Here is an 11,250-nt window from a genome sequence, read left to right as displayed (position 1 = left end):
GTTCTTCCGATTGACTCTCTCCCATCAACATGTTAGATTGAGCAAATATTTTTAGGGTTGAAATCGATCCAATGCTCGACGTCAAGCTGCTCAGAGAGAATCTTGCGGAGGTGAAAAAGCGGCTGGCCGATCGCCAGCTCGACATTTCCTTTGACGCCTGGGCGGAATCGGATCAGAGGCAGCGGGCGCTGAAGGCGCAGATCGAGGGCCTCAAGGCGAAAAAGAACCAGGCCAGCGAGGAGATCGCCCGCTCCAAGCGGGAAAAAAAGCCGATCGATCCGATCCTGCAAGAGATGAAAGAGGTGGCTCAGCAGATCGAGCAGCTCGAAGGGGAGCTGAAAAAGACCGAAGAAGAGATCGGCCCCTTTTTGCTGCGGCTTCCGAACCTTCCCCATTCGTCAGTTCCCGTCGGAAAAGATGAACGGGATAATCAGGAGATCCGCCGGTGGGGTGCGCCGCCGCCGTTTTCATTCAAGCCGAAGCCGCACTGGGAAAGCGGCGAGGCGCTCGGCATTCTCGATTTCGAACGGGGGGCCAAGATCACCGGGGCGCGCTTCACCCTCTACAAGGGGGCCGGGGCGAGGCTGGAGCGGGCGTTGATCAATTTTATGCTCGATCTTCACACCCGGGAACATGGCTATCAGGAGGTCCTGCCCCCGTTTATCGCCAATCGGGAAAGCATGACCGGGACGGGACAGCTCCCGAAGTTTGAGGAGGACCTCTTCCGGTTGAAGGATGAAGATTATTATCTCATCCCGACCGCGGAAGTTCCGGTAACCAATATCTACCGCGGCGAGATTTTAGCCGAGGCGCAGCTTCCGATTTCGCATGTCGCGTACACCCCCTGTTTTCGGAGGGAGGCCGGCTCGTACGGCAAAGACACGCGCGGCTTGATCCGGCAGCATCAGTTCAATAAGGTGGAACTGGTCAAGTTTGCCAAGCCCGAAGCGTCGTACGATCATCTGGAACGGCTTTTAAACAATGCCGAAACGGTTTTGCAGCGGCTGACGCTTCCCTACCGGGTGATGGCGCTTTCCACCGGCGACATGGGATTCGCGGCGGCCAAGACGTACGATATCGAAGTTTGGCTTCCCTCGCAGCAGATGTTTCGGGAGATCTCCTCCTGCAGCAACTTCGAGACGTTTCAGGCGCGCCGCGCGGAAATCCGCTATCGAACCGCGGGCGGCAAGGTCCAGTACGTTCATACCCTCAACGGTTCGGGCCTGGCGGTCGGGCGAACGTTGGTGGCGATCCTCGAAAATTATCAGCAGGAAGACGGATCGGTCGTGATCCCAGAAGCGCTGCGCCCCTACATGGACGGAGTGGAGAAGATTGGGAAGGGGAAAGCGGACTGACGAGGCAACGGATGTGGGCCAAGGTTCACCTGGTGAGAAGATCTGAGATCAGAAGACTCGATTGTAGCGTGTGGGGCATCGCGCATCTGGTGTGAAGATCTGGAATCAACAGGCAGCACTTAGCGCGGGCCCCACATATAATGGAGGGGTGGCCGAGTGGCCTAAGGCGGCGGTCTTGAAAACCGTTACCCGAAAGGGTCGTGGGTTCGAATCCTACCCCCTCCGCCAATCTTAAAACTTGAAATGCGCCTCGCGCGCGATTAGAATAAGCGACTGGCTTTACCCGTCGCGAAACGCGGGGCTCAGAAAATAAAGGCGAGGAACAGGCTTAGCCTGTCCGAGCCGCGGGTGTGGGGCATCGGAGGACCGTTCTTTTTCCGTTGCCGCACGGGCCCTACATATAAATGGAGAGGTGGCCGAGCGGCTGAAGGCAACGGTTTGCTAAACCGTCATAGGGGCTTAAACCTCTATCCAGGGTTCAAATCCCTGCCTCTCCGCCAAATTCCCCAGGCGCGTTTTTGGGGATGTTGATGAATGAAGGAGTATTATGAAACAGAAAGAGACCGCCCTGCTTCTCGTCATCTTCCTTCTTTTTGCTGCATGCGATAAGAAGGAAGCGAATTACATGGAGGAGGTTTCCGCGCCGCCGCCGGCTCCGCAGGCGCAGCAGGTTCAAAGAAGTGAGCACCCTCCGACGAATCGGCCTTCCGATGTCCCTGATCTGAGCAATGCCGAGATCGTCATCCCGGATATGGTGAAGGGGAAATGGAAGGCGGTGAAATTGATGGTCGAAGACAAACAGACCCATCAGATCACCGAGCACACCATCAATTTGGGGGAGGAGTATACCCTTCCCGATTCGGCGGTGAAGGTGAAGGTCGGCGAGTTTCTCCCCGATTTGATTATTCAAGGGACGGTGTTTACCTCGGTGAGCAACGAGCTGAAGAATCCCGCCGTCCGCGTCATCATTTCGGAGAACGGCAAAGAGCTGTTCAAGGGATGGCTCTTCTCTCTCTTCCCAACGATGCACCCCTTCCAGCATCCCCGTTTTGCCGTTACCCTCAAGGATGTGGTTTCCGCTTAAGATCGTTCCATCGCGCCCATAGCTCAGCTGGATAGAGCACTTGACTACGAATCAAGGGGTCGGGAGTTCAAATCTCTCTGGGCGCACCATCCTTTTCCTCTTTTACGACTGCACGCACCCGGGTTCCACCCAAAGGAATAATCCGCACCAACTCCTTTAAGAGTCCACTGTAGACGCTTCGACCTTCCTTACCTTGCATCCGTTTTGCCGTTCGTTGACAAGAAGACAATCTATGTTACATTTTCTCTTGGATGTCTTCCTGCTATATCCCAATGAGGTAGGGCACTCCCGGAGGAGAGGTGTCCGAGAAAGAATATAATCCTCCGTAGGTCGATCACGGCCCGCGGTGCCTCGCGTAATCACGATTTTTTCTTCCTGCAAACGAGAAGGTGAGGATGACCCCTATCCCGAACGGCCAGGCCTGTCCGAAATGTGCTCCTCTGCAGACGGAATGCGAGGCGTTGCGTCAAAAGCTCGATCGAAACAGGGCGGAGCTCGACACCTTCGTTTATCGGGTATCGCACGACTTGAAGGCTCCGGTCGTTTCCCTTTACGGGATGGCATCGATCATTTCTGAAGATTACGGCGAAAAGCTTGGCGAGCAGGGGAAGCACTACCTGAGCCGGCTGATGGCGAACGCGGGGATGATCGAGCGCCTTTTGGCCGATCTGCTTGCCTACTCCAGAGTCGGAAGAAAAGAGGCAAACCCGGAGCGGCTTCAAGCCGATGCCGTCGTCCGGGATGTCTTGGGGAAGTTTTCGAAGGAGATCACGCAAAGAAAGATCCGTGTGGAAATCCGCTCGCCGTTGCCGGAGATTCTTTTCGCTCGGACGCCGTTGGAGCAGCTCTTCTCGAATCTGATCGGCAACGCCGTTCGGTTTATGGGCGATCAGCCCGATCCGGTGATCGAGATCGGCGCCGTTGCGGCCGATGCAGGCATTACCTTCTACGTCCGGGACAACGGCATCGGAATCGATCCGCCGTATCATCAGATCATTTTCGGCGTCTTCGAACGTCTTAAAGAGATTGAGACGGATGGGACGGGGATGGGACTTGCGCTTGTCCGGAAGATCCTGGATCTGGCAGGCGGCAATATATGGATCGAGTCAAACAAAGGAGAAGGGGCCGTTTTTTACTTCACTCTGCCCGTCGGTCGATGTTAGGAGAATGGGAAATGGAGCCGATCGAAATTCTATTGGTGGAAGATAATCCCGACCATGCCGAATTGACCCGCCGTTCACTGGAGAGCGGAAGCGTGGCGAACAGAGTGGCTTGGGTCAAAGACGGCCAAGAGGCGCTGGATTATCTCTTTAAAAAAGAGCCTTATGCGAACGCCCCCCGGCCCGGGCTGATCCTCCTCGACATCAATCTTCCCAAGGTCAACGGCCTTGAGGTCCTAAAAAAAATAAAAGAGACCGAAGATCTCCGTGTCATTCCGGTTATCATGTTGACGACGTCGGATCGAGATGAAGAAGCGCTCAAATGTTACAGTTTCGGCGCCAACAGCTTCATCACCAAGCCGGTGAAATTTACTGAATTTTCTGAGAAGGTCAAATCGCTGAAGCTCTATTGGCTGCTGGTCAATCGGCCGCCGAAGTCGGACGCGTCGTAAAAAACGGAATAATGGAAGGGTCGTTTTTAGATGGAGAACGGCATGGCGAATGAGCCGGTCAAGATTTTACTTGTGGAAGATAATGTCGATCAGAGGGAGTTGACCCTGCGCGCGTTTCAGAAAAAGGATCCCGACATCCGCATTACCCCCGTTGAAACCGGTCCGGCCTGCCTGGAGGCGCTGGGGAAAGGGCGTTTCGATGCGGTCATTCTCGATTACAGCCTTCCGATGATGAACGGAATCGAAGTCTTGAGCGAAATTCAGACGAAGGGCTATACCGTTCCGGTGATCATGGTGACCGGACAAGGGGATGAGAAGATTGCGGTAGAGGCGATGAAGCGGGGAGCGTGCGACTACATCATTAAGAGCCAGAACTATCACCAGACCCTCCCCCCCGTGACCCGGAAGGTCATCGACCAAGCCAGGCTGAAACGCCGTCTGGAGAAGAACGCGCAACGGGTTCACCGTCTGTATGAACTTTCCCTCTCTTTGGCGACCGAGCGAAAAACGATGGTTTTAAGCGATACCTTGGTCGAAGGGGCAAAAGAGCTGATGGAGGCGGAAGGAGCGCTTCTCTTTCTCATCGATGCGGAACAAGGGCATATTTCCCAGACCGCCTTTGCCGGCGTGTCGTTCGAGGGGGGGATTCCTCAAGGGCCCCTTTCGAAGCTCGGTCTCTTCGGTTTGGCGTGCCAGGAAAAGCGACCCGTCCTGATCGAAAATCCGGGGGAGCATCCCTTGAAGGGGACGACGCCCTCTCTCCAAACTCCGCTTCGCCAAGTTTTTTCGATCCCGCTCGTTCGCGAGGCTCGAACTTTAGGGGTATTGAACCTGATCAATCAGAAGGAGGGGAGGTTCTCTTCCGAGGACCAAGATTTCCTGTCGACCCTCTGCGTCAATGCCGCCGTGGCCCTGGACAATGCCCGCTTTCTGGAGGAGGTCGAAAAAAGGGCGGCCACCGACAGCCTCACCGGCCTCTACAACCATCGGGAGTTTCAGAAGCGATTGGGTGAGGAGACGGAGCGGGCGAGCCGATATGGGAAAGGGTTTTCGCTGCTGATGCTCGACATTGATCATTTTAAAGTTTTTAACGACACCCATGGGCATCCGATCGGGGACGCAATCCTGAAGGAGATCGTCAAGGTGATCCAAAAGTGCATCCGTAACGTCGACTTTCCGGCCCGGTATGGAGGAGAGGAGTTTTCGGTCATTCTCCCCGAGACGATCGGCATTCATGCCGCGAAGGTCGCAGAGAGAATCCGAAAAGCAATCGACGACGGCCCCTTCATCACGCCGACAGGGCATCGGGTTCACCTTTCCATCAGCATCGGGGTTGCTTCTTTCCCGGAAGACGGAAGGCGTCGAGAGGAGTTGATCCTTTCCGCCGATCAGGCCCTCTACTTCGCAAAAAAAGACGGCCGCAACCGGGTCTGTCGCTACTGCGATACGCTCAAGGCGGCGATCGAAAAGGATCAGAACAAATTGACCGAGCTCCTGCGTAATCCGGAGATAAAAACCATCCGAGATCTGGCCGCCGTGATCGATGCGAAGAGCCCCTACACGCGGGGTCATTCCGAAGGGGTGATCGAATATGCCCTTCTTCTTGCCGATGCGTTGAACCTCGGCGAGCAGGAGAAGCAAAGTTTGCAGCTCGCGAGCCTCCTCCACAACATCGGCATTGTGAGCATCCCCGACAGCATTCTAAATAAACCGGGCCCCCTCTCGACCGAGGAGCGAAAAATCATTCAAGCCCATCCCGGCCTGGCGCAGATGCTGATCAAAGAATCACACAATCTGGAGTCTGTTCTTCCGGCCATTCTCTACCATCACGAACGCTACGACGGCAAAGGTTATCCGAACGGGTTAAAAGGAGAGGAGATTCCTTTTCTCGCCCGCGTCCTCGGCGTGGTCGAGGCGTATCATGCGATGATCTCGGTTCGACCCTACCGACCGAAGATGTCGCATGAGGAGGCGGTCCAAGAGCTCCGGAAGAACGCCGGCACCCAATTTGATCCGGGAGTGGTGAAAACCTTCCTCGAAATCTTGGATAAAAGAAAGCCGGCCTGATTTTCGCCCGATGAAAGGGCCGATCGTCTACAAAAAGAAAACGGGTTTGTTTTTAGCCGTCCATGGCGGAAAACGTTTCGGCGGTCACGGGTGAACGTCGCCGCTCTTTCCCGACCGGGAGGTCATCTTGCGAGCGAAGCGCGTTCCATTGACAAGATGCAGTTCTGTGTTACATTTTTTCTATCCTTTATAGGGATGATCCGCCGCCATCCCGTTTAGATTCCAATAAGGTATTTCAGATGATTGATCCATTCATTGCGTCAGGCCGACTCTGCAGAGGAACGAAGATGCGTCTGTTTTTTGGTAAAAAGAAACGATGGAGAAACGGTTGCAGTAAAATCATCGGAGCGTGTTTGCTCTTCAGTGCGGCGGCCTCGGTCTCGGCGGCCGAAGAGGGGCGTTCGGAGTTGGAGTTCTTTGCGCACGAAGCGCAGACGGTCACGGCTTCCCGGCGCTTGCAGCCGGTGCGGGAAGCCCCGGTGGCGGTGGAGGTGATCACCGGTGAAGAAATCCGGACCTCGGGGGCGACGAACCTCTGGGATCTTCTGCGGTTTCGCGTCGGGGTGGATGTCCTTGACGGGCGGTCGGTCGACGGGAATCGGGCGATCGTCTCGGTGAGAGGATTTCCGGAAGAGTTCGTCGACAGCCTCCAGGTCCTCGTCGATGGCCGCAGTGTTTACAACGCCTATTCCGGGGGCGTCTATTGGGAGCAGCTTCCGGTCCAGCTTCAGGACATCGAGCGGATTGAGATCGTCCGGGGTCCGAACGCCGCCCTCTACGGCTCGAATGCGGCGCTGGGGGTCATTCACATTATTACGAAAAAGCCGTCGTCGGAGCGGTCCGCTTCCGCATACCTTCTTCGGGGCAATATTGATCTTTTTCAATCGGGAGCGGCGTATGAGTCGGCCGGGGATCGGTTCGGTTATCGCTTGAGCTACGGTTTCTGGAATGAGGATGGCTTCCACAACGCGCCCTCCGATCCGAATCCCTTTTTCACCATCCCTCCGGCGGAAGATTTCCTGACCTCTCATAAAACCAATCTGAGGGGCTTCTGGAATCCGACCGACCGTTTCGGCTTGGAATTCTTCGCGGGGAGCTCCTGGGATGAAATGGGGATGGCCTTCGAGCGGGAGGGAAAATTCCGGAACGCCTTCGGAATGTTGAAGGGCTCCCTGCCGCTCGGCGCCGATTCGACGCTGGAGCTGATGGCTTCTTACAACAAATTCACCCAGAAATCGGAGCCCGATTTTGAAGGGACTTTTGAAGTCGATTACACGCAGAGCGATGTCGAGGCGGTTCATCATATCAATTGGGGAGAGGGCCGGCTGAAGACCACCTGGGGAGGAAGTTATCGTCTTTCGGTCGCGGAATCCGACGAGGCTTTCCGATCGGAGCCGGAACAGGAAAATGCCCTCGTCCGCGGTTTTGTTCAACAGTCGATCGTTGTGATCGAAGCGTTGACCGTTGTGGTGGCCGCCTCACTCGAGCGGTCGGACACCGGAGGAACGGAGCCGGCCTATCAGATTGCAACCCTCTATGCACTGGGAACCGACCATGCTTTACGTGCGTCGTATTCAGCGGCACCGACGGTCCCTTCTATGTGGGAAGCCCGGGTCGACCGGCAGTCGGACTTCACCGTGATCATGGAAGGGAACCCCGATTTGAAGCCGTCAAAACTTCACTCCTATGAGATCGGCTATCACGGCGCCTATCTCGACCGGCGTCTCCAGGCCGAAGGGAGCCTCTTTTATATGCAATTCGACGATCTCACCGCAAGCTTCGTGAAGCAGCAAGGTTCTTTCTTCCCTTTCCCAACCCCCACGACCTTCTCATTCGATAACAGCCGGGAGGCGACTGCAAAAGGGGCTGAGCTGAAGTTGGCCTACCGCTTCGCTCCGGCGCGATCGGTCTATGTCAACTATACCTATGAAACAATCGATGACGATGGATCGACCTTCACCGAGGCCGACCGGGTCTTGATCGAAGAAGCGACACCGAAGCACAAGGTCAACCTCGGCGGGATCTTCCGGATCGCCGTCGGTCTTTCCGCCAGCGTCAACGCCGGATACAAAAGCAGCTACGCGATCACCAATTCACGGCAATCCGAGATTGTTGAGGTGGCTCCCTACTGGCGCGTCGATGCCCGGCTTGCCTACAATCCGATCAAAGATGTCGAGTTTTTCATCGGGGGGAAAAATCTTGCGAGTCCGAATCATCGCGAGTTTCCCGACTTCCTCGAAATCCCGAAGACGTATTACGGCGGCGTCTCGGTCATCTATTGAGTCATGAGTCGATGAATGAGGCAAACCTCGGGAAAATGGATTCAAATCACCTGTCTGATTGGTTTTTTCCTTACCGCCCCTGAAATAGCGTCCGCACAAGAGGTCGTCGCGATCCTCAGCGCCGAATGGGGTCCCTATCGCGAGGCGTTTGAGGGATTTCAAGAAGCGTTCGGCCGTCCCGTCCCCTCCATTCCCATCATGGAAGGTCCTCCGCGGATCTCTCTGGAGACCCGCGTCGTCGTCGCCTTCGGGGGGAAGGCGGCACAATGGGATTATCCCGACAGGGTCGTCCTGATCTACGGCATGGCCCCCGGGACGAAGCTGGGATTGCGGGATCGGAAAGGGCTCTCCATCGAAGTAAATATCCTTCCGAGGGCCGCGACCGTTCTCGCGAGGGTCAAGGAAATGCAGCCGGGCCTCAAGCGGCTTGCGGTTCTCTGGTCTTCAAAATCGGTTGAGGCGTACCTCCAGGAGATTCGAAAGGCATCGGAGTCGATCGGAATCGACATTTTGTCGGAACGGTTGAACGACCCGGGTGATCTTCCCGATCGCCTTCGAAACCTTTTTAGGAAGGCCGATGCCATTTGGCTCCTTCCAGACCCCGTCCTCGTCAGCGCTCAGAATCTCTCCATTTTGAAAGAGTATTCCTGGTCCAACCGGATCCCCTTTTACGCCCCTACGGCGGGATTCGTTCAGCAGGGGGCCACCGCATCGGTATCGAGCAGCTTTCGCGAGGTGGGCCGCGCAGCCGGCCTTGCGGCCCAAAGGGTGCTCTCGGGGGAGTGGACGCTCGAAACGATTTACCCTGAAAAGGCAGAAGTAACGATCAATGTAAAGGCGGCTGAAAAAGCAGGGCTGGAGATTCCGAAAGAAGCCCTTCAGAGGGCCGATAAAGTGCTTCCGTGACGCTTCGAACGAAGTTTCTGATTTTTATCATCTCCATCGCGCTCCTTTCCGGGGGCGCCAGTATCCTCCTTTCGAAAAGAGGGGTGCATTCCATTCTCGTGGGAGAGGTGGCCAAGCGGGGGATTTTAAAGACCACCGGCCTGCGGGGTGAGCCGGGTGAGATTGTCTCGGCCTTCGAAGAGGAGGATGAAGATCTGCTTTTAGCCTTTTTGCAAGAGGCGATGGAGCGAACGGAAGCGCTCTATGCCGTTGCACTCGATGAAAGGGGGCGTGTCTTGGCCCACACCAATGTAGTCGAGAAGGGAAAGGTCTACCAAGATCCTGTGACGCAGGAAGCCCTCCGATTGACCCAGCCGGGGTACCGCGAGATCGGGATGGCCGATCAAAGGGTGGTCGATGTCTCACTCCCGGTCTGGTCGGTTCAAGCAGCCTCCACGGAAGAAGAGTTTCTTTTGTTCGGCGGAAAAGAGCTGAAGGAGACGACCCGCCTGGGGACGTTGAGATTGGGTTTGTCGATGGCGGAGATGATGGAGACCGAGAAACGAATTACCCTGCAGATGTCCTGGATTCTTGCGGTGACCGGCTTGATCGCCCTCGGAATTTCCTTGGTGTCGATGAGGAAAGTTCTCCGGCGGGTTCGGATTCTGGTCGAAGGGACGGAGAAGATCGGCCGCGGGGAATATGGCGCGATGGTGCAGGCCTTTTCCAACGATGAATTGGGTGTTCTGGCGCGCAGTTTCAATCAGATGAGTGAGGAGTTGGACCGGGCGCATACCCATTTGGAAAAAGAGGTCAAGCTACGGACGCAAGAGCTGGAATCGGTCATTTATACCATCTCTCATGACCTGAAGTCGCCGGTGGTCTCCATGCAGGGAATGGCTTCGATTCTCATGGAGGATTATGCCGATCGGTTCGATGAGAAAGGAAAGCACTACCTGCGGCGGGTCATCGACAATGCCGATTATATGGAACTGATGATTATGGATCTGCTGGCGCTCTCTCGCGTGGGCGCGCAGAAGGGGGCGGAGCCGGTCGAGGTACGGTCGGTCGTTGAGAGAGTTCTCGAAATCCATCAAGAGCGTTTTGCCCGAAAGGGAATTGAAATCGTCATCCATCCGACATTTCCAAACTTCCTCTTCGACCGCACACAGATCATGGAGTTGTTTCAGAATCTGATTACCAATGCGGCAAAGTTTATGGGAGATCAGCCCTGTCCGCGAATTGAAATCGGCGGGAGAGAGAGTGGAGAGTGGGTGGAATTTTATGTGAAGGACAACGGTATCGGAATTGATCCAGATTACCACGACAGGATTTTTGGCGTCTTTCAACGATTGAAGGATCTGGATGTGGAGGGGACGGGGGTTGGGCTGACGATTGTAAAGAAGGTCGTCGACTTGGCTCACGGAAAGGTCTGGATCGAATCGAGAAAGGGTGAAGGAAGCACATTTTTTGTTCGATTTCCGAAACTGGAAGAGACTTAAGGGGAGTACAATATTTCATGTAACATTGGGAATGGATCCCGTTATCAATGAAGTCATGATCGCTTATCCCCGGCGCAGGTTCGATCGATCGTCCTTTTTTGGCATCATTTTTCTTGACAATCATCAAAAACTAGGTAATAATTGCGTTCACTCTTCGCCATCAGCTCTGCCCCCAGAGAGCTCCTCACGTTCTGGGGGTTTTTTAATTTAACACTGTTTAGCATTGATCCGTCGGGGATTCCATCCGGTCGGAAAGGAGAACTGTTTGATCAAAGTCTACGAGAACCAGATCGAGAAAGCATTAAAAGCCCTGAAGCGGCAATTGGCCAAAGAGGGTCTTTTAAAAGAACTCAAACGCAGAAGCTTCTACGAAAAACCCTCCGTCAAAAGAAAGAGAAAGCAGAAAGAGGCGAGGAAAAAACGTCTGAAGGCGCAACGTATCTCCACCACAATGAATCCGTAA

At 55.1% G+C, this 11,250-nt stretch carries 9 protein-coding genes and 3 tRNA genes; all 12 read left to right on the top strand.

Annotated features, from left to right (window positions below; genetic code table 11):
* Positions 1 to 71 precede the first annotated feature (71 nt).
* The 12 genes from serS (at position 72) to rpsU (ending at position 11,250) form a co-directional block, all read left to right on the top strand.
* On the top strand, positions 72 to 1,355 hold the full coding sequence (gene serS / locus MCM46_08405) for a serine--tRNA ligase (protein ID MCG3111826.1): 1,284 nt from the start codon (positions 72 to 74) through the stop codon (positions 1,353 to 1,355).
* A gap of 142 nt (positions 1,356 to 1,497) precedes the next feature.
* A tRNA-Ser gene (locus MCM46_08400) sits at positions 1,498 to 1,583 on the top strand.
* A 178-nt stretch (positions 1,584 to 1,761) separates the two neighbouring features.
* Positions 1,762 to 1,855 (top strand) — tRNA-Ser (locus MCM46_08395).
* A gap of 47 nt (positions 1,856 to 1,902) precedes the next feature.
* On the top strand, positions 1,903 to 2,439 hold the full coding sequence (locus MCM46_08390) for a DUF2155 domain-containing protein (GenBank protein MCG3111825.1): 537 nt from the start codon (positions 1,903 to 1,905) through the stop codon (positions 2,437 to 2,439).
* Positions 2,440 to 2,451: 12 nt separating this feature from the next.
* A tRNA-Arg gene (locus tag MCM46_08385) sits at positions 2,452 to 2,528 on the top strand.
* Between the two features lie 306 nt (positions 2,529 to 2,834).
* Complete coding sequence (locus MCM46_08380) at positions 2,835 to 3,602, top strand: ATP-binding protein (protein ID MCG3111824.1); 768 nt, start codon at positions 2,835 to 2,837, stop codon at positions 3,600 to 3,602.
* Positions 3,603 to 3,613: 11 nt separating this feature from the next.
* Positions 3,614 to 4,051 carry a response regulator gene (locus tag MCM46_08375; GenBank protein ID MCG3111823.1) on the top strand — a complete coding sequence of 146 codons (438 nt, stop codon included), beginning with the start codon at positions 3,614 to 3,616 and terminating at the stop codon, positions 4,049 to 4,051.
* A gap of 42 nt (positions 4,052 to 4,093) precedes the next feature.
* Positions 4,094 to 6,118 carry a diguanylate cyclase gene (locus MCM46_08370; GenBank protein MCG3111822.1) on the top strand — a complete coding sequence of 675 codons (2,025 nt, stop codon included), beginning with the start codon at positions 4,094 to 4,096 and terminating at the stop codon, positions 6,116 to 6,118.
* Between the two features lie 287 nt (positions 6,119 to 6,405).
* Entirely contained in the window at positions 6,406 to 8,400 is a 1,995-nt protein-coding gene (locus tag MCM46_08365; GenBank protein ID MCG3111821.1) for a TonB-dependent receptor, read from the top strand.
* A 15-nt stretch (positions 8,401 to 8,415) separates the two neighbouring features.
* The gene (locus tag MCM46_08360) at positions 8,416 to 9,306 is read left to right on the top strand and encodes a hypothetical protein (GenBank protein MCG3111820.1); all 891 of its coding nucleotides are present in this window, start codon (positions 8,416 to 8,418) and stop codon (positions 9,304 to 9,306) included.
* Complete coding sequence (locus tag MCM46_08355) at positions 9,303 to 10,787, top strand: ATP-binding protein (protein MCG3111819.1); 1,485 nt, start codon at positions 9,303 to 9,305, stop codon at positions 10,785 to 10,787. Before MCM46_08360 ends, MCM46_08355 begins: the two co-directional genes overlap by 4 nt.
* Before the next feature lie 265 nt (positions 10,788 to 11,052).
* Complete coding sequence (gene rpsU / locus MCM46_08350) at positions 11,053 to 11,250, top strand: 30S ribosomal protein S21 (GenBank protein MCG3111818.1); 198 nt, start codon at positions 11,053 to 11,055, stop codon at positions 11,248 to 11,250.

Origin of the sequence: Candidatus Manganitrophus morganii, assembly GCA_021651055.1 — a bacterium.
Classification (GTDB): Bacteria; Nitrospirota; Nitrospiria; order SBBL01; family Manganitrophaceae; genus Manganitrophus; species Manganitrophus morganii.
The sequence above is the reverse complement of the archived record's forward strand: the minus strand, read 5'-3'. Positions and strand labels throughout refer to the sequence as shown.